General features: G+C 60.1%; 27 protein-coding genes. 6 read left to right on the top strand and 21 right to left on the bottom strand.

What is annotated here, in order from left to right; genetic code table 11:
* Positions 1–75: 75 nt before the first annotated feature.
* Positions 76–963 (top strand): non-homologous end-joining DNA ligase, encoded by an 888-nt coding sequence (ligD, locus tag NXC24_RS28345; RefSeq protein WP_104826702.1) that lies wholly within the window; start codon positions 76–78, stop codon positions 961–963.
* A gap of 22 nt (positions 964–985) precedes the next feature.
* On the opposite strand, the gene NXC24_RS28350 is transcribed toward ligD, so the two are convergent.
* The gene (locus tag NXC24_RS28350) at positions 986–1,420 is read right to left on the bottom strand and encodes a MarR family winged helix-turn-helix transcriptional regulator (protein WP_104826703.1); all 435 of its coding nucleotides are present in this window, start codon (positions 1,418–1,420) and stop codon (positions 986–988) included.
* Positions 1,421–1,511: 91 nt separating this feature from the next.
* Between NXC24_RS28350 and NXC24_RS28355 the strand changes: the two genes are divergently transcribed.
* A complete protein-coding gene (locus NXC24_RS28355; RefSeq protein WP_104826704.1) occupies positions 1,512–1,988 on the top strand; it encodes a cupin domain-containing protein in 477 nt (158 codons plus the stop codon).
* Positions 1,989–2,074: 86 nt separating this feature from the next.
* Here NXC24_RS28355 and NXC24_RS28360 read toward each other — a convergent pair whose 3' ends face one another.
* The 6 genes from NXC24_RS28360 to NXC24_RS28385 all read right to left on the bottom strand — a co-directional run bounded on the left by NXC24_RS28360 (position 2,075) and on the right by NXC24_RS28385 (position 4,833).
* The gene (locus tag NXC24_RS28360; RefSeq protein WP_104826705.1) at positions 2,075–2,653 is read right to left on the bottom strand and encodes an isoprenylcysteine carboxylmethyltransferase family protein; all 579 of its coding nucleotides are present in this window, start codon (positions 2,651–2,653) and stop codon (positions 2,075–2,077) included.
* The gene (locus NXC24_RS28365; protein ID WP_104826706.1) at positions 2,650–3,387 is read right to left on the bottom strand and encodes a glutathione S-transferase; all 738 of its coding nucleotides are present in this window, start codon (positions 3,385–3,387) and stop codon (positions 2,650–2,652) included. Before NXC24_RS28365 ends, NXC24_RS28360 begins: the two co-directional genes overlap by 4 nt.
* A gap of 28 nt (positions 3,388–3,415) precedes the next feature.
* Positions 3,416–3,706, bottom strand: coding sequence for a DUF3175 domain-containing protein (locus NXC24_RS28370; protein ID WP_104826707.1), 291 nt, complete (start codon positions 3,704–3,706; stop codon positions 3,416–3,418).
* Positions 3,707–3,735: 29 nt separating this feature from the next.
* Positions 3,736–4,050, bottom strand: coding sequence for a plasmid stabilization protein (locus NXC24_RS28375; protein ID WP_104826708.1), 315 nt, complete (start codon positions 4,048–4,050; stop codon positions 3,736–3,738).
* Between the two features lie 79 nt (positions 4,051–4,129).
* Complete coding sequence (locus NXC24_RS35595) at positions 4,130–4,282, bottom strand: hypothetical protein (RefSeq protein ID WP_199773649.1); 153 nt, start codon at positions 4,280–4,282, stop codon at positions 4,130–4,132.
* 260 nt (positions 4,283–4,542) lie between these two features.
* Positions 4,543–4,833 (bottom strand): DUF2934 domain-containing protein, encoded by a 291-nt coding sequence (locus NXC24_RS28385; protein ID WP_104826710.1) that lies wholly within the window; start codon positions 4,831–4,833, stop codon positions 4,543–4,545.
* A 338-nt stretch (positions 4,834–5,171) separates the two neighbouring features.
* On the opposite strand from NXC24_RS28385, the gene NXC24_RS28390 reads away from it, so the two are divergent.
* The 3 genes from NXC24_RS28390 to NXC24_RS28400 all read left to right on the top strand — a co-directional run bounded on the left by NXC24_RS28390 (position 5,172) and on the right by NXC24_RS28400 (position 8,495).
* Positions 5,172–6,635 carry a phosphatidylserine/phosphatidylglycerophosphate/cardiolipin synthase family protein gene (locus NXC24_RS28390; protein ID WP_104826711.1) on the top strand — a complete coding sequence of 488 codons (1,464 nt, stop codon included), beginning with the start codon at positions 5,172–5,174 and terminating at the stop codon, positions 6,633–6,635.
* Between the two features lie 127 nt (positions 6,636–6,762).
* On the top strand, positions 6,763–7,602 hold the full coding sequence (locus NXC24_RS28395; protein ID WP_104826712.1) for an endonuclease/exonuclease/phosphatase family protein: 840 nt from the start codon (positions 6,763–6,765) through the stop codon (positions 7,600–7,602).
* 149 nt (positions 7,603–7,751) lie between these two features.
* Positions 7,752–8,495, top strand: a complete 744-nt coding sequence (locus tag NXC24_RS28400) for a phosphoglycerate mutase family protein (RefSeq protein ID WP_104827877.1) — start codon at positions 7,752–7,754, stop codon at positions 8,493–8,495.
* A 91-nt stretch (positions 8,496–8,586) separates the two neighbouring features.
* On the opposite strand, the gene NXC24_RS28405 is transcribed toward NXC24_RS28400, so the two are convergent.
* From NXC24_RS28405 to NXC24_RS28415, 3 genes are all read right to left on the bottom strand, one after another.
* On the bottom strand, positions 8,587–9,720 hold the full coding sequence (locus NXC24_RS28405) for a mandelate racemase/muconate lactonizing enzyme family protein (RefSeq protein WP_104826713.1): 1,134 nt from the start codon (positions 9,718–9,720) through the stop codon (positions 8,587–8,589).
* Positions 9,717–10,622 carry a 5-dehydro-4-deoxyglucarate dehydratase gene (gene kdgD, locus NXC24_RS28410; protein WP_104826714.1) on the bottom strand — a complete coding sequence of 302 codons (906 nt, stop codon included), beginning with the start codon at positions 10,620–10,622 and terminating at the stop codon, positions 9,717–9,719. The genes NXC24_RS28405 and kdgD overlap by 4 nt, the downstream gene beginning before the upstream one ends.
* Before the next feature lie 88 nt (positions 10,623–10,710).
* The gene (locus NXC24_RS28415; protein ID WP_104826715.1) at positions 10,711–11,463 is read right to left on the bottom strand and encodes a FadR/GntR family transcriptional regulator; all 753 of its coding nucleotides are present in this window, start codon (positions 11,461–11,463) and stop codon (positions 10,711–10,713) included.
* Positions 11,464–11,567: 104 nt separating this feature from the next.
* Between NXC24_RS28415 and NXC24_RS28420 the strand changes: the two genes are divergently transcribed.
* A complete protein-coding gene (locus NXC24_RS28420; RefSeq protein ID WP_104826716.1) occupies positions 11,568–12,365 on the top strand; it encodes an NAD(P)-dependent oxidoreductase in 798 nt (265 codons plus the stop codon).
* A 51-nt stretch (positions 12,366–12,416) separates the two neighbouring features.
* Here the strand turns inward: NXC24_RS28420 and NXC24_RS28425 are convergent, their stop codons facing one another.
* The 11 genes from NXC24_RS28425 to kdpA all read right to left on the bottom strand — a co-directional run bounded on the left by NXC24_RS28425 (position 12,417) and on the right by kdpA (position 25,004).
* Positions 12,417–13,463 carry a sulfate/molybdate ABC transporter ATP-binding protein gene (locus NXC24_RS28425; protein WP_104826717.1) on the bottom strand — a complete coding sequence of 349 codons (1,047 nt, stop codon included), beginning with the start codon at positions 13,461–13,463 and terminating at the stop codon, positions 12,417–12,419.
* Positions 13,464–13,474: 11 nt separating this feature from the next.
* The gene (cysW, locus tag NXC24_RS28430; protein ID WP_104826718.1) at positions 13,475–14,347 is read right to left on the bottom strand and encodes a sulfate ABC transporter permease subunit CysW; all 873 of its coding nucleotides are present in this window, start codon (positions 14,345–14,347) and stop codon (positions 13,475–13,477) included.
* A complete protein-coding gene (gene cysT, locus NXC24_RS28435) occupies positions 14,337–15,194 on the bottom strand; it encodes a sulfate ABC transporter permease subunit CysT (protein ID WP_104826719.1) in 858 nt (285 codons plus the stop codon). Before cysT ends, cysW begins: the two co-directional genes overlap by 11 nt.
* Before the next feature lie 6 nt (positions 15,195–15,200).
* Positions 15,201–16,229 carry a sulfate ABC transporter substrate-binding protein gene (locus tag NXC24_RS28440; RefSeq protein WP_104826720.1) on the bottom strand — a complete coding sequence of 343 codons (1,029 nt, stop codon included), beginning with the start codon at positions 16,227–16,229 and terminating at the stop codon, positions 15,201–15,203.
* Between the two features lie 157 nt (positions 16,230–16,386).
* Positions 16,387–16,842 carry a PTS sugar transporter subunit IIA gene (locus tag NXC24_RS28445; RefSeq protein ID WP_104826721.1) on the bottom strand — a complete coding sequence of 152 codons (456 nt, stop codon included), beginning with the start codon at positions 16,840–16,842 and terminating at the stop codon, positions 16,387–16,389.
* Between the two features lie 100 nt (positions 16,843–16,942).
* On the bottom strand, positions 16,943–17,635 hold the full coding sequence (locus NXC24_RS28450) for a response regulator transcription factor (RefSeq protein WP_104826722.1): 693 nt from the start codon (positions 17,633–17,635) through the stop codon (positions 16,943–16,945).
* Positions 17,632–20,343: a sensor histidine kinase KdpD gene (locus NXC24_RS28455; RefSeq protein WP_104826723.1), complete on the bottom strand. Its 2,712-nt coding sequence runs from the start codon at positions 20,341–20,343 to the stop codon at positions 17,632–17,634. The genes NXC24_RS28450 and NXC24_RS28455 overlap by 4 nt, the downstream gene beginning before the upstream one ends.
* 63 nt (positions 20,344–20,406) lie before the next feature.
* Positions 20,407–20,979: a potassium-transporting ATPase subunit KdpC gene (gene kdpC, locus NXC24_RS28460; RefSeq protein ID WP_104826724.1), complete on the bottom strand. Its 573-nt coding sequence runs from the start codon at positions 20,977–20,979 to the stop codon at positions 20,407–20,409.
* Positions 20,980–20,991: 12 nt separating this feature from the next.
* Positions 20,992–23,082 (bottom strand): potassium-transporting ATPase subunit KdpB, encoded by a 2,091-nt coding sequence (kdpB, locus tag NXC24_RS28465; RefSeq protein WP_104826725.1) that lies wholly within the window; start codon positions 23,080–23,082, stop codon positions 20,992–20,994.
* Between the two features lie 47 nt (positions 23,083–23,129).
* Positions 23,130–23,291 carry a hypothetical protein gene (locus tag NXC24_RS35300; protein WP_158704570.1) on the bottom strand — a complete coding sequence of 54 codons (162 nt, stop codon included), beginning with the start codon at positions 23,289–23,291 and terminating at the stop codon, positions 23,130–23,132.
* A 9-nt stretch (positions 23,292–23,300) separates the two neighbouring features.
* Positions 23,301–25,004: a potassium-transporting ATPase subunit KdpA gene (kdpA, locus tag NXC24_RS28470; protein ID WP_104826726.1), complete on the bottom strand. Its 1,704-nt coding sequence runs from the start codon at positions 25,002–25,004 to the stop codon at positions 23,301–23,303.
* Positions 25,005–25,022 lie beyond the last annotated feature (18 nt).

A 25,022-nucleotide genomic window follows, 5' to 3' on the forward strand; every position in this document is an offset into this window, starting at 1 on the left:
GCGTCGGGGAATGGAACCTATGCCCGGCGCGATCGTTTTAGGCGGCGTCAATATCCATGATGGAGCGTACGCGATATGGCAAAGACGCCCACACGAGACCTTGTAAAGACCTCCGTGCAATTGACGCATCCGGAGCGGATCTATTGGCCGGACGACGGCGTCAGCAAACAGGATCTGGTCGATTATTACGCGCTTGCCTGGCCGCGCATGGCGCCTTTCGTCGTCGATCGGCCCTTGGCATTGCTGCGTTGCCCGGATGGCATAAAGGGTCCGCGTTTCTTTCAGAAGCATGCTTGGAAAGGCATCAATCGGCATATCGAAGAGATAGCCGACCCGGAGGAAAAGGACGGGGAAAAGCTGTTGCGGATCAAGGATTTCGACGGCCTTGTTGCACTGGTCCAATCCGCCTCCCTCGAAATCCACCCCTGGGGCGCGACAACGGCGCATTGGGAAAAGCCGGACATGATCATCATGGATCTCGATCCCGGCGAGGATGTTGCCTGGAGCGCGGTCATTGCGGCGGCTAAGGAAATCAAGGAACGGTTCCAGGCTTTGGGCCTTGCCTCCTTCGTCAAGACGTCCGGCGGCAAGGGATTGCATGTCGTCGCCCCTCTCGAGCCAAAGGCTGCGTGGCCGGATGTCAAAGCCGCTGCGGAAGCGATCGCGGAGGGCATGAGCGCCGACAATCCCGAAAAATACCTCTCCGTCGCAGCGAAGGCGAAACGGGCCGGCCACATTTTCATCGACTATCTGCGCAATGGCCGCGGCAATACGGCCGTAGCAGCCTATTCGACCCGCGCAAGACCGGGAGCGGCGATTTCGATGCCACTTGCCTGGGACGAATTGACGGATCGCACCGGCCCGTCGTCATTCACGGTAAAAAATGCAGCCTCACGGCTCGACGAACGCTCCGCCGACCCGTGGGCCGATTTCTTCGAGGCGGCCGAACCGCTGAGAAGCTAGAACGCGTTGCAAATGATTTGATCTAGCGCACCAGTGGACTGTCCCAGACGTCAAACAGCAGCGCCTTGAGTTCGGCGAAACGCTCCGGCCCGAGCTCGACGCGCCACTCGTCCTCAATGTCGCGCAATATGTCGACCATCTTCCCGAATGCAGCGTGTCCGCGTTCAGTAAAGCGGACGATACGCGCGTTGCCTTCGCCTGGAACATCGGAGCGGACAATATAGCCGAAGCCCTCGAGGCTGCGGAGTAGCTGGTTGATGGCTTGTTTGCTCATGCCGGCGCGTTCGGCGATCATACCCGGCCTTGCCCCGTCCGGTCCTGGAAATTGCAGAACCGCCATATGCGGCAGACGCAGTTCCTCAAAGCCGGTGGCGTTGAGCCCCTTAATCAACCGGCGCTGAATTGCCTGGGCGGGCACGCGTAGCAGGGCCCCTATCAGTATATCTTCGGTCTTCATCGGCAAGCTTTCGTGACTGTAGACATTGACGACCCGGTAAACTTCATTTACTTCTAGACGGTAAATTTAATTTACCGATGGGAGCTTTGCAATGCCACATGAAACCGCTAATCTCCGTGTCAATCCTTCCGACGAAACCATTGGTTCCAAAGGGTTCGCCGTTCGCTTCCTTGTGACTGCGGACAACTCGAACGACAGCATTGCGGCCTTCGAACTCATGGTCCCCGCCGCGCTGCGACTGCCGGCGCCGGCTCACAGCCACAATCACTACGAGGAGACGATCTACGGCCTCGAAGGGGTGCTGACCTGGACGGTGGATGAAAAGCAGATCGACGTCGGGCCGGGGCAGGTACTGTGCATTCCGCGCGGCGCCGTTCATCGGTTTGATAACAACGGCGGCCAGGACGTAAAGGCACTCTGTGTGGCCACACCGGCAGCGATCGGGCCGGAATATTTCCGCGAGGCCTTCGCGGTGCTCAACGCGGCCGCCGGAGGTCCGCCAGATCGGGCGAAAATGGCGGAAATCATGATCCGTCATGGTCTTACGCCAGCGGTGCCTCCGACATAGAAGCTAGTGGGGCGATACCGGATAGTCGAACCGCCTTTCAATAGGATCAGGGGGTGCCGGCATATCGCAACGCTTTACGACAAATCCTACGCGACGAACGGCACCAGCGCTGGCGTCTCGGCCTTGTAGTCCGTATAGGCTTGGCCGAATGTCTCGCTCATCCAGCGCTCCTCGATGCGGACACGGCGCAGGACGGCGTACAACATGGATGCGATCGCGAGCATCGCGCCGATATGGCCGCGGGTGATTGCAGAGCCGATGACGGCAAGCAGCAGGCCGGAATAGATCGGATGGCGAACGATGGCGTAGGGGCCGGTGCGGATGAGCGCATGATCTTCCTTGACGGTGATCACGCCACTCCAATTACGGCCGAGGTGATAGCGCGCCCAGACGGCGAAGGCGAGGCCGATGACGGTCAGAGCCGCGCCGATGCCGTAATAGATCAGATCTTGCGGGAGGAGCCGGAAGGACAGGAGGCCGAGCCAAGATGGCGGCGCCGCCAGCAAAAAAGCGCCGATCCAGATAGGTGCCGTGTTTGATAGCCGTGACAACGGATCTTCGCTCCGCGTCGTCTTCTTGACGCGGAACGATGCAACAAACCAAATTACTGCCCAAATGCCCCAGCAGACCGGCAGGAACCGAGCCAACAAAGCTGCTTCGCTCATGCCGCATTTTTATCCAATTCGGGATAGTGCCGGAAGATGCCGTCTTCATTAAAAGGAATGCGGCGCTCAGATTTGAGATAGCGGGCGATGTTCGGCCGTTCAGCGACGGCATCATGCAGAGCTGCTAGGTGCGGATATTGAGTGCTCAGTTGCGACGTCGCACGAGGAAAGGCGTAACGCAGTCCTTCGAACACCTGGAATAGAGACAGATCGACATAGGTCAGCCGATCGCCGAATATGTGCGCTGGCCCGTGCGGGTTTTGCCGCAGAACGCGTTCGAAATAGCCGAGGAATTTCGGCATGCGATTATCGATGAACTCGGCAGCGCGGGCCTTGGCCTCCTCCTTCTGCTCCTCATAATATTTTGAGGTGGCGATCGGATGGTGCGTATCGTGCACTTCGGCAACAAGATCGGTGATCGTCAGTTGCAATCCGTTTACGACATGGCGCGCGGCTGGATCCTCAGGTGTGAGCCCAAGTTTCGGACCGAGATACATCAGGATATTGGCGACATGGGAGATGATGAGATCGCCGTCTTTCAGGAAAGGAGGGGCAAGCGGTATATGCGCCTCGGATTTGCTCTTCATCACCGCCATCATCGCGTGAATGCCTTGGCCTTCGCTCGCAGGACCCCGGCAGATGTCGATATAGTCGGCGCCGGCCTCTTCGAGCGCCAAGCGCACAAACTCGCCACGGCCTTGGATGCCGTCCCAGTAGTAAAGCTCATAGGGCATTCAAGAATCCTTCCGTCCCGTTGCAGGTCTATTTCGGTTCGCGGCCAAAATCCTTGCGCAACTCATCCTTGGCGGCTTCGAGCGTCTGTTTCTGCCGCTTGCTGAGATGGCTGCCGGCGCGATTGATATAGAAATTTAGCATCGACATAGCGGAACGGAAGGGGCTGGACTTGCGGCGATCGCTCGCCTCTGCGGAATGCTTGAGAGAGTCGGCAATGGCCTTGGGATCGCGCGATTTGAAGACGCCGTCTTTCAAGTCCAAGGCGTCGCTGTTCTCGGTCACGTCATGTGACCATTTCTTCTTTTGGGATCGGGCCATAGCAGGGCTCCTTCCTCAAGAATTTGACGTTAGTGATGAGCGCGGTGCTCGTTGCGTTTGCGCGTTGCAGCGGCCTTCTTTGCCGATGCGGAACGTTCGCTCGCAGAGCGGCTCGCGGATGCCTTGCCGCCGATGCGTCCGCCCTTTTCAGAGGATGCGTGGCTTTCGCTATGGCCTCGGCCGGAGCCGGATTTTTTACCGCCGCCGCTTTCCTTGTTTACGGTCGCCCAGGCACGACGTTCGGCTTCTTCATCGGAAACGCCACGGCTCTCGTAGCTTTCCTCGATATGTTCAGCCTTGCGCTTCTGCTTGTCGGTATATGCGGATTTGTCTCCTCGGGGCATGATGTTTCTCCTTGTTGCCTGTGAGAAAACCAACCCAACGCCACGGAAAAAGTTCCGATTTCAGCAGGAATATGGGCGATCAGTTCGAAGCATCTGGGAGGGGAGGGTGCGCCGCGGTGCGCGTATCCTCAGTCGATGCGGGGAACATGATGCCGACAGAGCGGTCGATGATGAAGATCAGAACCAGCGCTGCGAAGAGATAAAGAGTGGCGAGAAGGAGGAGGGATAGCATGGGTTTACGTCGATCCAGCCGCCAAGCAGCAGCCTGCCCCGACAGCCAGAACAAAGACTTCAACGCGATTCATGTCGTTATTACCCTGGCGAAGTTCCCTTTTCGCTACGTACCATGGATATGTGACATCTATTCGCGCAGGACGCGTAATTTACCGAAATCCTTGCGAAAATTCGGCAACATGGCGCAACAAGCCAACGGCCCGAACTCAACCCGGGCCGATCATGTCGCCGATTGTCTCACCAACCGCAAAGTTTACGTCAGATCTTCGCGTCACCGGTCTTTTTTGACGCTCGTTTCGTCGCGGCCTTTGCGGTCGCTCCGGCAACGGCCGCAGCCATTACAGCAGCCGCTTGACCCTTTATCTTGGGTTTGGAGTCGGTCTTAGGTTTAGTGTCGACCTTCTCCTTCTTTCCGGCCTTTTTCTCAAGCGCGATGCGCTCGCTGCTCGCCTGTTCCCAATGAACCGTATCACGGCCGGAAGGATATCCTTCTTCCTCCCATATGGCGTAGGCGCGCTTCTTGATCCATTCGTCCCGGGATTCCAACATTGCCGTCCTCCGTTCGCATTATTGAACATGGTTGAAGAAAAAATGCCCGTCTTGAAATGCGGGCTTTCATGCCTTCCCGAGCAGCCGGCATGCCGGCTCTGAGGGACCACGGAGCAAAACTCTCCCTGTCTCAATGCCCAGGCTGCGCCAGGTGCTTCGCTCGTGTACTGTGATGGACGATAGCGAAGCGACCGAACCGCCAATATGGCGAGAGCATAATCGTCATTCAATTTAAAAACATCTAATACACAGTCTTTTCATAGAACGTTTTGTCGACGGGACCGGGAATAGACCTTGCGATCGATTGCAGCTTTCACGGGCAAAGTTATACTCCCCCCATGTTTGACCTGGTGATTGCCCATTGGGGCCAAATCCTCGCTGTCCTTTCCATCGCCATGGGGGCGGCAGCGGCCATTCATGCGGCGATGACGAAGGAAGAGGTTCGCGCGGCGATCGGCTGGGTCGGCGTCATCATCCTGTCGCCCATCGTGGGGGCTCTGCTCTATGCAGTGGCCGGTATCAACCGCATCCGCCGGGCTTCGCTAACCTCGCAGCGCAACGTCCTGTTCCAGAAGGATGCCTCGGGCGTACTCGCGAGCTTCGATGCGCAGGGCGAAGTCGTGCGCCGGATCTTTGGCGAGCGCTTCGGATCCATGAAGACGCTTGGCGACCGCGTGGCGCGCTATCCGATGAGTACGGGCAATACCATCGAAATGCTGGAGAGCGGCGATGTCGCCTACGCTGCGATGAAAGCCGCCATCGATGGCGCCGAACGCAGCATCCTGCTGGAGACCTATATTTTCGACCGCGATCCGATCGGCCTGCGCATCGCCGATTCGCTGATTGAGGCGGTCAAACGAGACGTCAGCGTGCGCGTGCTGATCGATGCGGTCGGCGCACGGTATTCGGTGCCGAGCATCATGGGCCATCTCAAAGAAGGCGGCGTGCAGGTGGACGTCTTCAACGGCAATGTGATCATCGGCCTCAGGTTGCCCTATGCCAATCTGCGCACCCACCGTAAGATCCTGGCCATTGACGGCCGCATTGCCTTTACCGGCGGCATGAATATCCGCAAGGGTTTCGCCAGGGAGTTCGCCGGGGATCACTGCGCCCGCGACATGCATTTTTGCGTCACCGGCCCCGCCGTCGCCGATCTGTTCAACACGGCCGCCGAGGACTGGCGTTTTGCCACCGGCGAGGCACTCAGCGGTGACCACTGGCGGATTGGGACGCCCGCGAACGAACCCGGCGCGCCGGTCTTCATGCGCGTCATTGCCTCCGGACCCGACCGCAGCGTCGAGACGAACCATAAAATGCTGATCGGTGCATTCTCGGTCGCCCGCACCTCCATCCGCATCATGTCGCCCTATTTCCTGCCGGATCGCGAGTTGATCAGCGCGCTGGTGACAGCGGCAAGACGTGGCGTCGAAGTGGATGTCATCGTGCCGGCGGCCAACAATCTTGTGCTTGTCGACCGTGCCATGACCGCGCAGTTCGATCAGATGCTGAAGGATTATTGCCGCATCTGGCGGGCTGATGGCCCTTTCAATCATTCGAAGCTGCTGACGGTCGATGGCACCTGGGCCTATGTCGGTTCTTCCAATCTTGACCCGCGCTCTCTACGGCTGAATTTCGAAGTCGATCTGGAGGTGATGGACCGCGGCTTTGCGGGCGCGCTCGATGCGCGTATCGGCGCGATCCTCGAAACGGCGATCCCGGTCGAGCTCGGCAAGCTGCGCGCTCGCCCCTTCATCGTCCGCCTGATAGAAAAGATCCTGTGGCTCGGTTCGCCCTATCTCTGAACAAAGTGGCGCGGTCCGTCTTTCTACAAACAAGCCTTTTCACATGACAAGGCCGGCAATCACTCCCTATACTCCTCCTGAAGACGCCGCTCGGCAGGCTTTGACAACGGAAATGGTCAACGGACAGATGCGGAAAAAGAACGAGAGTCTCCGTGCAAGCATTTTCGAAACGTTGAAGAACAGAAAGAAGTCGCGGACGATGCATGCCGGCGAACGAGCACGTCCCGCAGGCACATTGATCGCCTCCTACAATGTTCACAAATGCGTCGGCGCCGATCGCCGTTTCGATCCGGAGCGGATCAGCCGGGTCATCCATGAAATCGATGCCGATGTCATCGGCTTGCAGGAGGCCGATACGCGGTTTGGCGAACGCACGGGTCTGCTTGACCTGCGGCGGCTCGAGCTGGAAACCGGCCTAATTCCCGTGCCCGTGGCGGGTGTCAGCAAGGCGCATGGCTGGCATGGCAATGTCGTGCTGTTCAAGCAGGGTACGGTGCGCGATGTACATCAGATCAACCTGCCGGGGCTGGAGCCCCGCGGCGCGCTCCTTGCCGAAATCGAACTGGCCCGCGGCGGAGCGCTCAGGATCATCGCTGCCCATCTCGGGCTGCTGCATAGCTCCCGTGCCCAGCAAGCGCGTTTGATCGTCGACCTGATGAGAACCGACAATGACACGCCGACCATCCTCCTCGGCGATCTCAACGAATGGCGGCTCGGCGACCGCTCGTCGCTCAACACCTTCCAGGCCGCCTTCGGCCCGCTGCCACCGGCCGTGCCAAGCTTTCCCTCCACCCTGCCGCTTCTGGCGCTGGACCGCATCATGGCCAATCGCCGCGGGCTGATCTCGACAGTGGAGGTTCATGACTCGCCATTGGCGCGTGTCGCCTCTGATCATCTGCCGATCAAGGCAGTCGTCAGCCTGGAAACACTGAGGGCGGAAACAGAGGCGCGGGCCGAATCTGCTTGAAATCGGGCATGCGGCGCTAAGCCGAAAAGGTCGACTGCCGTTTCGATCCATCCCATGAAATCATCCGGGGCAAAGAAGCTAATGCGTTGCGCACTCTGCGCTTCCCATTCATGATGACCTCGATTTCAGATCAGACAATGCGGATTGTGATGCACATCTTTCTCGTTCGACACGGCGAATCCCTTGGCAACATCAGCGAGCAGGCTTACCGGCAGTTCGGTGATCACAACGTTCCGTTGACGCAGTGGGGCTATCGGCAGGTGCTGGAAGCCGGACGTGTGATCGCCTCCCATCTGAAAGCCCGACCAAGCGCTGAAGCGTCAAAACTGAGCATCTGGTATTCCCCTTATCTGAGGACGCTACAGAGCAAGGATGCTTTGCTCGAAGTCCTGCCGAGCGAGTGCGACACCGACTCTCGGGAGGATTACCTGTTGCGGGAACAGGATTTCGGCCTCTTCACCGAAATCTATGATCGTGCAGAACAGAAACGGAAGTTTCCCGAGGAATTCGAAAAATGGGCCAGGCTGCGTAACAACAACGGGAAATTCTATGCAAGGCCTCCCGACGGCGAGAGCAGGGCGGATGTGGCGCAGAGGGTCCGCCTATTCCTCCAGACGGTCATGCACGAGGCTAAGCATGGCAGAAACAATGTCATTATCGTTGGCCACGGCGTCACCAACAGGGCGTTCGAAATGAATTTTCTGCATCATTCCGTCGATTGGTTCGAACGCTCGGACAATCCAGGAAATGCGGATGTCACATTGATCGAGGGCACCGCCACGGAAGGTTACACGTCAATCCTGATCCACAAGGCGGTCGATCGGGCTAAGGGTGAGGAGGGCGAATTGCGGGATGCCTATGGTTCGGAGCTGGTCACCGCGAAGATTGGGTGATGTGGTATGGCCCAAAACAGGGGTCTTGGGCCACAAACAATATCGATAGCGTTCAGCCGTAACGGCCGAAATTCCTGCCGAATTTATCCGCTCAATCCTTCAGCCGGTATTGCTCCAGCGCGTCGCGGTTGATCTCGATGCCGAGACCGGGGCCATCGGGAATGGCGACGACGCCGTTCACATGATCCAGCGGCTTTGTCAGCACGGCCTGGCGGAATGGATTGTGGGTGCGGTCGAATTCCAGGATCGGCGGCCGGCCATTGCGGCGCGGCGGGTCCGGGGGCAGGGCGGCGATGAACTGCAGGCCGGCCGCGATGGCGACACCCGTTCCCCAGACATGCGGGACGAGGCGAACGCCGTTGATGGCGGCCATATCGGCAATCCTGCGCATTTCGCTGAAGCCGCCGGTGCCACAGATATCGGGCTGGATGATATCGACGGCACGGGTTTCCAGCGGCTCGCGCATGCCGAAGCGGCCATGCCAGGTCTCTCCGCCGGCGACAGGGATCGGCTGGCCGGCGCGCACGGCGCGATAGGCGCTGAGCTGTTCCGGAACGACCGGCTCTTCGAACCAATCGACGCCGTATTTCGCAGCCGCCTTGCCGACCGTGCAGGCTTCCAGCGCGTCATAGCCGTGATTGGCATCGATCATCAGCCGTATATTGGGACCGATTGCTTCGCGCACGGCGCGGATGACGGCGATATCCTCTTCGACATCAAACCCGATCTTGATCTTCACCGCATGGAACCCTTGGGCAACATAGGCGGCGGTTTCGGCGGCGATATCGGAGACCGGGTCGACGCCATCCTTTCGGAAGGAACCGGTGGCGTAGGCCTTCACATTCTCGCGGAAGCGGCCGCCGAGCAGCCGCGACACGGAGGTGCCGTGGTGCTTGCCTTTGATATCCCAGAGCGCGATGTCGATGCCGCTGAGCGCCGTCACCGTCAGGCCGCGTTGGCCCTGATCGCGTAGGAGATTGTAGAGTTCGAGCCAGATCACCTCAGTATCACGCGGATCGCGGCCGAGCAGGCGAGGGGTGTAGGCTTTCACCACCACGGCGTTGGGGCCGGCCGGGCCGAGGCATTCGCCCCAGCCGACGGTACCGTCATCGCAGACGATTTCGACGAGGCAATGCTGGCGGCGGTCGAAGCGCATGGAAGCGCTTTCGAAGGCGTGATCCAGCTTATGGTCGAGCAGATGGGTGTGAACAGCGGAGATTTTCATGGGCGGTACGGCCTGATCAGATCATCGAGCATGGCAACTTCCTGTTCGGTCAGGTCGGTCAGCGGCGGGCGAACCGAACCGGCATCAAAGCCGAGCAACCGGACGCCGGCTTTGATAGCCGACACGGCATAGCCCTTCTGGCGGTTGCGGATGTTCATGAAGGGATAGAAGAAATCGATCAGCAGCTTGTTGGTCGCCGCCGTGTCGCCTGCGCGCAGCGCCTTGTAGAAATCTTGCGCCAACGCCGGTACGAAGTTGAAAACGGCCGAGGAATAGGTCGTGACACCCGCACCGAGATAGGCGTCGGCGAAAAGCTCGGCCGTCGGCATGCCGCCGAGATAGGTCAGTCGCTCACCCATCGTCGCGGTGATCTTGCGCACCAGGCCGATATCGCCGGAGCCGTCCTTGAAACCGACGAGGTTCGGGCAGGCATCGCAGAGCCGAGCAAGCGTTTCAGCCGTCAGAATGGAATTGTCGCGATTATAGACCATGACGCCGATCGAAACGGCATCGCAGACTGCCTTGATATGCTGGAACATGCCGTCCTGCGGCGCCTCGATCAGGTAATGCGGGAGAAGCAGGATGCCGTCTGCCCCGGCTTTCTCCGCCGATTGAGCGATCTGAACGGCGATGCGCGTGCCATAACCGCAACCCGCGACGATCGGCGTATCGCCCGCGGCCGCCTTTGCGGCGCTGACGATTGTCGGGATTTCATCCGGCGCCAGCGAGAAGAATTCGCCGGTGCCGCCGGCGGCGAAAAGCACGCTTGCCTTGAAGCCCGAAAGCCAGCCGACATGATCGCTATAGGCAGCGCGATTGAAGTTGCCATCCTTGCCAAACGGCGTCACGGGAAAAGACAAGAGCCCGGCGCCAAGCGCGGCCTTGAGAGCTTGCGGGTCCATGGACACGATGATCCTCCAAAATCCTTCTGAGTTGACGGGATCATAGATGACATATGACAACAGTCAATCTGTTATCATATGTCTACGTTCAAGTTCCCCTTCGGATCAGGCTTCGATACCGCTGCTGGCTGCCCTTCAAATGCAGTCGCATTGCCTCGCGTGCGCCGTGTTCATCGCGATCCGATATGGCTTCAGCAATGCGTCGGTGTTCTGCTTGGATCTGCGCCAGATAGTCGGCGGATGCGATTTCGTCCGGCTGATCCTGCAGGAAGGAGCGGGGAATCGCCCTCTTGCCGGTCAACTCCAGAAACTCACGGAAGCGCGGATTGTTGGTGGCGTCGGCAATGGCGAGATGAAACGCGAAATCGGCCTCCGATGTCGCGATGCCGCGCTCCATGGCATGATCGATATCTTCGAACCGCTCGATGATCGCCTCGTCCTGCGCCGGCGAGCGGCGGGCGGCGGCGAGGCCAGCCGCTTCGGTTTCCACCGCGGCGCGCAATTCCAGCATTTCGATGATGGAGGAGATCCGACCCGGATCGGTGTCCAGCAAGCCCGCGGCGGGGAAGGGCGGCCTTGCGTGAAGGACGAAGACGCCGATGCCGTGGCGCACCTCGACTAGTCCATCCGCACGCATTGAAGCGATCGCTTCGCGAATGACGGTGCGGCTGACCTTATATCGTTCGGTGAGGCCGCTTTCGCTCGGCAATTTTTCGCCAGGCTTCAAGACGCCGCCAAGTATCTCCTGGCGCAGTTGCCGGCCGACAATGTCCACCAAATTGCGCCGGCCCGTCGGCCGTTCGTTACGCTCCCTTGTCTTGATCGCTGCGCTTCTCGGCATTCCGACATCCCCAAGTTTCGAACAGGGAGATTACAGATATATGATGACGAGCGAAAGCCCATATTATAAGTTCTACTTCGATGACACCGATATGGGAGAAAACCATGCTGAAAACTCTGTTGATGACCGGCGCTGCCGGCGGCGTTGGCCAGGCACTGCGGCCGCTTCTTTCGCAGATCGCCGAAGCCGTCGTGCTCTCGGATATTGCGCCGATCGACGATCTGCGTCCGAACGAACGCTTCATTGCCTGCGATCTCGCCGACCGCGGCGGCGTCGAGGCACTGGTCAAGGGTGTCGACGGCATTATTCATCTTGGCGGGATCTCCCTGGAAAAGTCCTTCGACCTGATCCTGCAGGGCAACATCATCGGCCTCTACAATCTCTATGAAGCCGCCCGCGCCGCCGGCAAGCCGCGCATCATCTTTGCGAGCTCCAATCATACGATCGGCTACTATCGCCGCGACGAGCGTATCGACAACACGGTTCCGACCCGGCCGGATTCACTTTACGGGGTCTCGAAGGTCTACGGCGAAGCTCTGGCGAGCCTCTATTTCGATAAGTTCGGGCAGGAGACCTTGTCCGTACGCATCGGCTCCTGCTTCCCGGAGCCGCGCAATCCGCGCATGCTGGCGACGTGGCTCAGCGCCCGCGATTTGATGACGCTCTGCGACCGCGCCTTTGAGACACCTCGGCTCGGACACACGATCGTCTACGGCGCCTCCGATAATGACGAACAATGGTGGGACAATCGCAACGCTGCTTTCCTCGGCTGGAAGCCGAAAGACAGCTCCTCACCCTGGCGGGCGGAAGTTCTGGCGAACGCCGCGCCGGAAGACCCGAATGATCCGGCTGTGATCTATCAGGGCGGCGGCTTTGCCGCCGCCGGCCATCCGGAAGATTGAGAACTAAACGAGGTCAGCAATCGTCGGGGCGGCGATCCGCCCCGTAAAACCTCAGTCGCCGTTTCGGAACAATCTCCAACGCGTCGGCCTGAAAGCGATGCGGTTGCGGTCGAGCGCGCCGGCCTTGTCCGGCGGCAGCTCGATTTCGACGGGCTCCTGATTGGCCCCGATGTTCATTTCGATATGACGAGTACCAGCAACGCGGCGGCTGGAGGTCAACAGTCCGGCGATGCAACCGCCATCACCGTCGCGGAGCTCGATATCGTGCGGCCTAAAGTGAAGATAGGCTTCACCATCGGGCTCGTGCGGCGTGCTGAGTCCGAGTGGCCGATCGTCAAACCAGATTTCGCCGCTGGAAATACGCACCTTCACGCGGTTGGACTGGCCGATGAAGCCATAGACGAAGGGCGAGTTCGGCGTGTCGTAGATCTCATCCGGCGTGCCGACCTGCTCGATGGCGCCCTTGTTGAGCACGACGACACGGTCAGCCAGTTCCAGCGCCTCTTCCTGATCGTGGGTGACGAAAACGGTGGTGTGACCGGTACGATCATGGATTTCACGCAGCCACTTGCGCAAATCCTTGCGGACCTGCGCATCGAGCGCACCGAAGGGTTCGTCCAGAAGCAGCACGTTCGGCTCGACCGCCATGGCCCGGGCGAGCGCCACGCGCTGGCGCTGGCCGCCGGACAACTGCGCCGGGTAGCGCTTTTCGAGGCCGCTAAGCTGCACCAGTTCAAGCAGCTCGAGAGCACGGCGATGGATTTCAGCGCGGGGAGGGCGGCGCGAAGCGGTGCGCACCTTGAGGCCGAAGGATATGTTATCCAACACCGTCATATGGCGGAACAGCGCATAGTGCTGAAACACAAAGCCGATATTGCGCTGCTGCACCGTCTTCTTCGACGCATCTTCATCACCGAAGAAAATCCGACCTTCGGTCGGCGTCTCCAATCCGGCGATCAGACGCAAGAGCGTCGTCTTGCCTGAGCCGGAAGGGCCGAGGAGCGCGATAAGCTCGCTAGAGCGAATATCCAGGGAGACATTATGCAACGCCGGAAAGCGACCGAATTCCTTGCGCAGGTTTTGAACGCGAACTTCCATTAACAATTCCTTCAGTGACGTCGGCTGGCTGCGATCTCTTCGCTATAGCGCATTTCCAACAGCGTCTTCAGTACAAGTGTGACAAGGGCAAGCAAGGCGAGAAGCGTGGCAACCGCGAAAGCGCCCGAGAAATTATATTCATTATAGAGAATTTCGACCTGCAACGGCATGGTGTTGGTTTCGCCGCGAATATGGCCGGAGACAACCGACACGGCGCCGAACTCGCCCATAGCGCGGGCATTGCAAAGGAGAACGCCGTAAAGCAGGCCCCATTTGATGTTCGGCAAGGTTACGTGCCAGAAGGTTTGCCAGCCATTGGCGCCGAGCGACAACGCCGCTTCCTCGTCGGAATTTCCCTGTTCCTGCATCAACGGGATCAATTCACGGGCGACGAAGGGGAAGGTGACGAACATCGTCGCCAGCACAAGGCCCGGAACCGCGAACAGGATCTGGATGCCATGGCTTTGCAGCCAAGGCCCAAGCACGCTGTTCGAGCTGAACAACAGCACGAAGACCAGACCCGATATGACCGGCGAGACCGAGAACGGCAGGTCGATCAGCGTCGTCAGGAATGCCTTGCCCTTGAACTCGAACTTGGCGATTGCCCAGGCGGCCGCGACACCGCAAACGAGGTTCAGCGGCACGCTGATGCCGGCGACGATCAGCGTCAGCCGGATGGCGGCAAAGGTTTCCTCATCCACCAAGGCGCTGAAGAACTCTTCGACACCTTTGCGGAACGCTTCGACGAAAACGGCGGCAAGCGGCATCAGCACCATCAGTGCCAGGAAGGCAAGCGAGATGGCGACGAAAATCCAGCGCGCAAATCTGCTCTCGGTGATGACGGATTGACCTGTGTCGGCGAGGGAAACGGCATCATGCGCCATAGCCGTATCTCCTTCTGCTCCAGGATTGAATGAGATTGATGACCAGCAACATGATGAAAGAGATGATCAGCATCATGGTCGCGATCGCCGTCGCCGCAGCGTAATTATATTCCTCAAGACGGATGACGATGAGCAATGGCGCGATTTCGGAGACGTAGGGCTTGTTGCCGGCGATGAAGATCACCGAACCGTATTCGCCGGCCGCGCGCGCGAAAGCGAGAGCAAAACCGGTGAGGGCTGCCGGCGCGAGGCCGGGCAACAACACGCGGGTGATCGTCTGGAAACGATTTGCGCCAAGCGTCGCGGCAGCTTCTTCCACCTCACGGTCGATCTCCTCCATCACCGGCTGCGCCGTCCGCACGACGAAGGGCAGCCCGACGAAGATCAGCGCGATGATGATGCCGGCCGGCGTGAAAGCGATCTTGATGCCGAGCGGCTCCAGGAACTGGCCGATCCAGCCGTTCGGCGCATAGAGCGTCGTCAGCGCGATGCCGGCGACCGCCGTCGGCAAGGCGAAAGGCAGGTCGACCATGGCGTCAATAATGCGCTTGCCGGGAAAACGGTAGCGCACCAGCACCCAGGCGAGGATCAGGCCAAACACCGCATTGACGATGGCGGCGATGAACGCGCCGCCAAAGCTCATGCGGAGTGCGTAAAGCGTGCGGACATCGAGCGCGAGGGCCCAAAACTTGGACCAGCCAAGAGAGCTGCTCTTCCACAACAATCCCGAGAGCGGGATGAGAACGATCAGGATGAGCCAAGTCAAGGTAACGCCGAGCGCCAATCCGAAGCCCGGAATGACACTCGGCTGCCTAAACCGCCACCGTTTGCGGGTTATTATATGCATTAAGAATTACTGTCCCGGCTTGTATATCTGGTCGAAGACGCCACCATCGTCAAAGAACTTCGGCTGAGCTTGGGACCATCCGCCGAAATCGTCAATCGTTGCCAGCTTCAAACTTGGGAACCGCGCAATATCCTTGGGGTCGGCCGCTTCCGGCTTGATCGGCCGATAGTAGTGCTTGGCGGCGATCTTCTGACCCTCGTCGGAGTAGAGATAGTTCAGATAGGCTTCGGCAACCTTTCGGGTGCCCTTCGCGTCGACATTGCCGTCGACGACCGCGACCGGGGGATCGGCGCGGATTGAAACCGTCGGAGTCACGATCTCGAATTTATCGGGACCGAGCTCCTCGAGCGAAAGATAAGCCTCGTTTTCCCAAGCAAGCAGAACGTCGCCGAGGCCGCGCTGAACAAATGTCGTGGTGGCGCCGCGAGCACCGGTATCGAGCACCGGTACGTGCTTCAACAACTGCGTGACATATTCCTGCGCCTTGGCATCGTCACCGCCGTTTGCCTGTTTGGCCCAGGCCCAGGCTGCCAGGAAGTTCCAGCGAGCTCCGCCCGAAGTCTTCGGGTTCGGCGTAATCACCTGGACATCGTTCTTGACGAGGTCCGACCAGTCCTTGATGCCCTTCGGATTGCCCTTGCGGACGAGGAAGACGATGGTCGATGTGTAGGGAATGCTGTTGTTCGGGAACTTAGTCTTCCAGTCGGCGGGAATTTTCTTTGTCGCCTTGGCAATGGCGTCGATATCGCCTTCCAGTGCCAGCGTCACCACATCGGCATCAAGACCGTCGATGACCGAGCGGGCCTGCGCGCCGGAGCCGCCATGCGAAGCTTTGATTTTGATGCTTTCACCCGTGTCCTTCTTCCACTTCGCGGCAAAGGCTTCGTTGAAATCCTTGTATAATTCGCGCGTCGGATCATAGGAAACGTTGAGAAGCGTCGTATCCGCGGCCCAAGTCGGCGCTACCGCTGTGAGCGAAAAACTGCCGATCAGAACTGCGGCGGCGAGAAGCCGCGAAAGCTTTATCGTCTGCATGGTGACCTCCTTCGTTGTGCTTTAACTCTATCAACTTGGTCGTATAAAGTAACGAAGATTGTTCCCGCCGGACGCGATTACATAGAACGACATCCCATAGAATCAAGGAAAGTGAAATCGCATTCCCATCGTTTGGCCGTAGTACACCGATAGCGCGTCAGCAGATCGAGTCGGACATGAAAACGGAATAGAGTTCGTCGGCACTTTTTGCCTGGCGCATGGCGGCCAACACGCCGTCAGTTCTGAGCCGCCGGGCGATGGCGGCAAGCACGTTCAGATATTCGCTGCGACCATTTTCAGCGAAGAGCAGGACGAAGGCAAGATCCGTCGGAACGTCGTCGATCGCCTCGAAATCGAGGGGATGGCCGAAACGAACCATCAGCCCGCGCGGTCTCGTCATCCCCACGATTGCCGCATGCGGAACGGCGATGCCATTGCCGATGCCGGTCGTTCCGAGCTTTTCGCGAGCCTCCAGCGCCCGCAGCACCGAGCCTTCATCGAGACCGAGGCAATGAGCCGCTTTCGACGACAAGATCTGCAAGGCTCGCCACTTGGTCGGCGCGGAAAGGCCGACGAAGACGTGCTCAGGCAGGATGATGGTGGAAAGGTCCATTGTCACTCTCATGCTCGGACATTGATAGTTTTGGCATGGCCTCGCATAGCAGGCCCGTCGCAACAAGGCCGGCGATCGCACAAACCAGAGGATTACAGCTTCATTCCGGCTCACGCAGACGATAGCCGACGCCGGTCTCCGTGGTGATGTATTGGGGCTGATCCGGAATCTGTTCTACCTTCTGCCGGAGCTGACGGACATAGACGCGCAGATACTGCACATCCGCCGCCGGACCCCAGACCTGCTTCAACAGGAACTGATGCGTCAGCACCTTGCCGGCATGCTGCGCCAGCACGCGCAGGATGTCATATTCCTTCGGCGAGAGTTTCACTTCCTTGCCGTCGACCTTGACGATGCGCTTGACGAGATCGATCGACAGGCCGCCGGTCTGGAAAATCGCTTTTTCGCCCTGCTGCTGCAGACGGTGGCGAAGCGCGACGCGTATGCGCGCTCCGAGTTCGTTCATGCCGAAAGGCTTGGTGACATAGTCGTCGGCGCCGGTTTCCAGCGCCTTGACAATGCCCGCCTCGTCGGTGCGGCTCGAGAGAATGACGACGGGCATTTGCAATCCGTCCTCGCGCCATTCCTGCAAGAGGTCATGGCCCGGCTTGTCGGGTAGACCGAGGTCGAGCACGATCAGGTCGGGCTGATCCTCCTTTACGGAAAGCCGCGCCGCGGCAGCGTTCTGGGCTTCGTTGACGGCATAGCCTTGCGCGCTCAGGCCGACACGCAGCAATTTGCGGATCGGCGGCTCGTCATCGACAACGAGTATCTTGACGGCAGTCGTGTTCATTTCAGGTCATCCAGCTTGGGAACATCCGTGGGTTTCGGCAGGCGAATGGTGAAGACCGCGCCTTGGCGATCCGTGCGGTTGCCTGCCGTGATCGTGCCGCCCATGGCCTCTATGAAGCCGCGGCAGATAGAAAGGCCAAGACCTGTGCCGGCCCGCACCTGATCGCCCTTGCGCACGCGATAGAAGATATCGAAGACGCGTTCGAGATCGGCGGGCGGAATGCCCTGGCCCTCGTCCATGACGCGGAAAACGATATTATCGATATCGGCCCAGGCCTCCAGGCGAATGGCAGACTCCTCCGGCGCATATTTGGCGGCATTGTCGAGCAGATTGAACAGCACCTGCTCGAAGAGTACGGGATCGACCCGAACCATCGGCAGATCGACCGGAATCTGTACTTCCACGCGATGCCGGGCGAGGATTTTCTCCCCACGCCGAAGTGCGCTGCCAACAATATCGCCGGCATAATGCAAAGCGTAATTCGGCTCCATGGCGCCGGACTCGATCTTGGTCATGTCGAGCAGATTGGCGATGAAGCGGTTCAGTCGTTCGGATTCATCAACCACCGTCGTCAGAAGATCAACCCGGTCCTCATGTGGCAGGGATTCCAGATAGTCGCGCAAGGTGCCGGCAGCCCCGAGGATCGCAGCGAGCGGCGTCTTGAGATCGTGCGAGATCGAGGTCAGCAAGGCAGAGCGCAGCCGGTCGGCCTCGACGGCCAATTTGGCCCGGTCGACATCGGCGACCAGTTGCACGCGCTCGATGGCAAGCGCTGCCTGATCGGCCAGCGCATCGAGAAGGCGCTGCTGCTCCGGCGTCAATAGCGGACCGTCACGGCGGTCGCTGTCGAGGCCGATGACACCGACGGCCGTGCGGCCGGTACGCAGCGGCACATAAAGGCGTTTGGCGCCCGGCAGCGTATCGGCGCCACGCCCGGCGGCATGATTGTGTTCCCAGGCCCAGCGCGCGGCGGCGATATCGGCATCGTCAAGCGTATCGTCAGGCGGATAGCCGGCCTTTACGGCAATCGTGCCATCCTCCGGCAGCAGCAGCACCACGCGCACCTTCAGCATCGAAGCGAGCTGGAAGGCCGTCGCCCAGAGCACGTCATCGAGTGTACCGGTACCGGCAAGCTTCTTCGAAAAAAGATAAAGATCCTCAGTCGTGCGCGCCCGCTGGCGTGCCGCGGCGGCCTGCCGTTGCACGGTTGCGGTCAGATTGCTGGCGACGATGGCGACGCCGAGGAAGAAGAAGAAGGCGAGCACGCTTTCCGGATCGCTGATCGTCAGCGTGTAGCGCGGCGGCAGGAAGAAGAAGTTGAAGGCAAGCGCACCAAGAAGGCAGGAATAAAGGGCCGGCCGCAAGCCTTGCGTCACGGCAGAGGCCAATACGGCCATCAAGAAGACTAGGGCCAGATTGCGGACGTCAAGCACTTGGTCGAGGATGACGCAGAAGCCGAGGGCGACGGCGACATAGAGCGTCGCCAGGATGTAGCCGCGAAGCTGGAACGGGGTAGGCGAGGGCGCCGCTCTGACGCCACGGCTTGCCGCCGAGCCTTCCGCGTCGCTGCCGGAAATGACATGAACGCTGATGTCGCCGGCCTTGCGGATCAATTCGTAGGAGACGGAGCGCTTGGACCAATCCCGCCATGTTCCGATCTTAGGCGAGCCAATGACGATATGGGTAACATTGTTGCTGGCCGAATGACGAAGCAGTTCTTCGGCGACCTCGCGGCCGGGAATAGTAATGGCTTCGCCGCCGAGTTGTTCGGCAAGCCGCAACGTCGCCGCAATGGTGTCACGCTGCGCTTCCGTCAGGCTGATAGACCGATTGGTCTCGACATAAACGGCTGCCCAAGGCGCGCGCAGGCGCGAGGCCATGCGGGCCGCATAGCGCACCAGCGAAGTGGAGCGCGGATGATGGTCGATGGAGACCAAAACACGCTCGCCTGCGGCCCACGGGCCGGGGATCGCATGCGCCTGCATGTGGGTCAGAAGCTGGTCGTCGACCCGTTGCGCCGTGCGCCTCAATGCCAGCTCGCGCAGCGCCGTCAGATTGCCGGGAGTGAAATAATTGGTTAGCGCTCGCTCGGCTGTCTTCGACACATAGACCTTGCCGTCATGCAGGCGCTTGATCAGGTCATCGGGCGTCAGATCGATGATTTCCACATCGTCTGCCATGTCGATGATCGAATCCGGCACGGTTTCGCGCACACGCACGCGGGTGATCTGCGACACCACGTCGTTCAGGCTTTCGACATGCTGGATATTCAGCGTCGTATAGACGTCGATGCCGCGGTCCAGCAGCTCCTTGACGTCCAGATAACGCTTCGGGTGGCGGCTGCCCTGGGCATTGGTGTGGGCGAGTTCGTCGACGAGCACAAGGCCGGGACGGCGCTTCAGGATGGCATCGAGGTCCATCTCGTCGAGCGGGCGGCCCTTGTAATCGATATTGACCCGCGGAATGATCTCGAAGCCTTCGAGCAGGGCCTGCGTTTCCCGCCGACCATGGGTCTCGACCACGCCGACGACGACATCGACGCCGTCGGCAATCTTCGCCTTGCCGGAGATCAGCATTTCGTAGGTCTTGCCGACGCCGGGCGCAGCACCCAGAAAGATCTTCAGGCGGCCGCGCGTTTCCTGCCGAGCCTTCTCCAGAAGCGCGTCGGGTGAGGGCCTGCTCAGCGTATCGCGGCTATCGTCTGGCATTGATTATTGCTCTTTCATGACGGCGGAAGTTGAGGTGGCGCTCGCCACCTCAACCCCTTGGTCTCACTGAGTCATAGAAGCATCCAACGCCTGGTTCAATGCCAGGACGTTGATGACAGGTTCGCCGAGAACCCCGAGTTCGCGCGGCTCGATGGCGGCATCGACGATCGTGCGGACCTTGGCCTCATCCATGCCACGCGCCTTGGCGACACGCGGGATCTGGAAGTACGCGTCCTCCGGCGAGATATCCGGATCGAGACCGCTGCCCGACGTCGTAACCAGATCGATCGGGACCGGCACATTCGGATTCTCCGCCTGCAGTTTTGCGACATCGCCCTTGATGCGGTCGAGCATCTTCTGGCTGGTCGGGCCGAGGTTGGAGCCGCCGGAGGACGAAGCGTCATAGCCGTTGGTGCCGGCAGCCGAGGGGCGGCCGTGGAAATAGCGGTCGGAGGTGAAATTCTGGCCGATGAGCGTCGAGCCGATCACCTTGCCGTCCTTTTCCACCAGGCTACCATTTGCCTGGTAAGGGAAGAGCGCCTGGGCGGCACCAGTCATGGCGATCGGATAGAGAAGGCCGGTGACGGCGGTGGTGACGACGATCATGACGATGGCCGGTCTGATTTGTTTGAGCATGACAAGAACTCCTTAGGCGAGGCCCATGGCGGTAACCGCCATGTCGATGGCCTTGATGCCGATGAAAGGCACGATGATGCCGCCGACGCCATAGATCAGCAGGTTTCGGCTGAGCAGGGCGCCTGCACCGATCGGGCGATAACGAACGCCCTTCAGCGACAGGGGGATCAGGGCAATGATGATCAGCGCGTTGAAGATGATTGCCGACAGGATGGCGCTTTGCGGCGTTGCCAGCCCCATGACGTTCAGCATCTTCAGTTGCGGATAGAAGGCGATGAACATCGCGGGGATGATGGCGAAGTATTTGGCGATGTCGTTGGCGATCGAGAAGGTGGTCAGCGCACCGCGGGTCATCAGCAACTGCTTGCCGATCTCCACGATTTCGATGAGCTTCGTCGGGTCGCTGTCGAGGTCAACCATGTTGCCGGCCTCGCGGGCGGCGACCGTGCCGGTGTTCATGGCGACGCCGACGTCAGCCTGGGCAAGCGCCGGGGCGTCATTGGTGCCGTCGCCGCACATGGCGACGAGCTTGCCCTGCGCCTGCTCCTCGCGCATCAGCGCCAGCTTCATTTCCGGCGTTGCCTGAGCGAGGAAGTCGTCCACGCCGGCTTCGGCGGCGATGGCGGCGGCCGTCAGCGGATTGTCGCCGGTGATCATCACAGTGCGGATGCCCATGCGGCGCAGTTCGGCGAAGCGCTCGCGGATGCCGCCCTTGACGATATCCTTGAGCTGGATGACGCCGAGCAGGCGACCGTCGCGGGCGACTGCAAGCGGCGTGCCGCCGGCCTTGGAGATTTCGTCCGATATCGTCTGCAGATCGCGGATCGTCTCGCTGTTGGTGCGCGACATCACGGTCGCACCGGCGTCAGAGGCGAAAGCTGCGCTGCCGTTGACATAAGCAAGAACCGCGTCCACAGCGCCCTTGCGGATCGAGGAGCCCTCGATATCGACGCCGCTCATGCGGGTCTGGGCGGTGAAGGGCACGAAGGTAGCCTTCAGACTGGTCATATCGCGGCCGCGGATCGCGTATTTCTCCTTGGCAAGCACGACGATCGAGCGTCCTTCGGGCGTCTCATCGGCGAGCGAAGCGAGCTGCGCAGCGTCTGCCAGATCCTGCTCCGTCACGCCTTTGACCGGGCGGAAGGATGTGGCCTGACGGTTGCCGAGGGTAATCGTGCCGGTCTTGTCCAGAAGCAGCGTGTCGACGTCGCCGGCGGCTTCGACGGCGCGGCCGGACATGGCAAGCACATTAAAGCGCACCAGACGGTCCATGCCGGCGATGCCGATCGCCGATAGCAGCGCGCCGATCGTGGTCGGGATCAGCGTCACGAACAGGGCGACGAGAACGACGGTTGGGATCGAGCCGCCGGCATAGGCCGCAAAGCTCGGGATCGTCACCGTGGCCAGCACGAAGATCAGCGTCATGCCGGCAAGCAGGATGTTAAGGGCGATCTCGTTCGGCGTCTTCTGGCGTTCCGCGCCTTCGACGAGCGCGATCATGCGGTCGATGAAGGTCGAGCCGGCAGCCGCGGTGATGCGGACACGAATTTCGTCGGACAGCACCTGCGTACCACCGGTGACGGCCGAACGGTCGCCGCCGGATTCGCGGATGACGGGAGCCGATTCACCGGTGATCGCCGCTTCGTTGACCGAGGCGACGCCTTCAATGACTTCGCCATCGGAGGGGATGATATCTCCGGCTTCGACCAGGACGACATCGCCGACCTTGAGGCTGGTACCCGGCACCATCTTGTAATCGCTCCGACCATTGCCGGTCAGAAGCTTCGCCTGGGTCTCGGTGCGCGATTTGCGCAGCGACTCGGCCTGAGCCTTGCCGCGGCCTTCGGCGACGGCTTCGGCGAAGTTGGCAAACAGCACGGTAAACCAGAGCCAGATGTTGATCTGGAGGGAGAAGCCGAGATTGCCGCCGCCCGTCAAAAGATCGCGCAGGAAGAGGACGGTGGTCAGCGCCGAGACGACGGCAACCACGAACATGACGGGGTTTTTGGCTAGTGTCCGTGGGTTCAGCTTCTTGAAAGCGGCGCCCACGGCCGGAATGAGGATGCGAGAATCCAAAATACTCGCGGATTTTAACTGGCTCATAAGAGACTCCAGCGTGAAGAGGGACACGGCGGATCGGGATTGCCCGGTCAGCCCAGTAAAATTCCGAAGACCACAAGGCCGAGAAACAGCGTGACCATCGCAGCCAGGATGACGTCGGAAGCGCAGGCCATCCCGGCCGTGCCACGCCCCCTATCGAAGGGGCGTGGATCGATGAGCTTTCGAAGCCTGATGAACATGGGCTGCGACATCGCGGATCCTTAGAAGGTCTGTCCGGCAATCATCGACAGGTGCTCGACGATCGGGCCGAGCGCCAGCGCCGGGAAGAAGGTCAGCCCGCCGACGATCAGGATCGTGCCGACCAACAGTCCGACGAACAGCGGGCCATCTGTCGGGAAGGTACCGGCGGAGGCTGGAACCGTCTTCTTGGCAATCAACGAGCCGGCAATGGCGAGCGCCGGAACGATGACCAGGAAGCGACCGATCAGCATGACGATGCCGAGCGTGATGTTGTACCAGGGCGTATTGCCGGAAAGACCGCCGAAGGCCGAGCCGTTATTGGCGGCTGCCGAGCTATAGGCATAGAGGATTTCCGAAAAGCCGTGCGGACCGGGGTTGCCGATGGACGCAACGGCGGACGGCAGCACGGAAGCGATGGCGGTGAAGATCAGCATGCCGAAGGGCAGGCAAAGCACGGCAAGCATCGCCATCTTCACTTCCTTGGCCTCGATCTTCTTGCCGAGATATTCCGGCGTACGCCCAACCATCAGGCCAGCGACGAAGATGGCGATGATGACGAACATCAGGATGCCGTAGAAACCGGCACCGACGCCACCGACGATGACTTCGCCGAGCTGCAGGTTGATGAGCGGGATCATGCCGCCGATCGCCGTGAAGCTGCCATGCATGGCGTTTACCGCGCCACAGGATGCCGCCGTGGTGATGACCGCAAACAGCGAGGACAGCGTGATGCCGAAGCGGACTTCCTTGCCTTCCATATTACCGCCCTGGATGCCGAGCGCATGCACCAGCGGATTGCCGGCTGCTTCAGCCCAATAGGTGATGATGACGCCGGCGATGAACAGCACGCCCATCGCACCGAGGATTGCCCAACCCTGGCGCTGATTGCCGACCATGCGTCCGAAGACGTTGGTGAGCGCAGCACCGATCGCAAAGATCGCCAGCATCTGGATGAGGTTGGAGATCGCATCCGGGTTTTCGAAGGGGTGAGCGGAGTTGGCGTTGAAGAAGCCGCCGCCGTTGGTGCCAAGCATCTTGATCGCAAGCTGCGAAGCGACCGGGCCGACGGCGATCGTCTGCTGTGCGCCTTCGAGCGTCGTGGCGTTGACATAGGGGCCGAGCGTCTGCGGCACGCCGAGATAGACAAAGACCAGCGTCATGACGATGCAGGCGGGAAGCAGGATGTAGAGCGTCGCCCGGGTCAGATCGACCCAGAAATTGCCGATCGCCTTGCCGGAAGCGCGCGAGAAGGCGCGGATGAGCGCTATCGCGATGGCGATACCGGTTGCGGCGGAGACGAAGTTCTGGACGGTGAGGCCGGCCATCTGCACGAGATAGGACATCGTGCTTTCGCCGCCGTAGTTCTGCCAATTCGTATTGGTCACGAAGCTGGTGGCGGTGTTGAACGAAAGCTCAGGGCCGATCGAGGCCATGCCGGCAGGATTATAAGGCAGGCTCGCCTGGAACCGCTGCAGGAAATACAGCACAAAAAAGCCGGCGAGGCTGAATAGCAGCATGGAGATCGAATAGGTCGTCCAATGCTGCTCCTCACGCTCATCCGTTCCCGCGATGCGATAAAGTCCCCGTTCCAAAGGACCGAGAACGTAGGAGAGAATCGTGCGCTCGCCCGTGAAGACACGCGTCATGTAACCGCCGAGCGGTTTGACGAGCAGAAGGAGGATCCCGATATAAATCAGAATCTGAAGCCATCCATTGAAGGTCATGGTGGTAACTTTCCCTAC

Source organism: Rhizobium sp. NXC24 (genome assembly GCF_002944315.1).
In the GTDB taxonomy this organism is placed as follows: Bacteria; Pseudomonadota; Alphaproteobacteria; order Rhizobiales; family Rhizobiaceae; genus Rhizobium.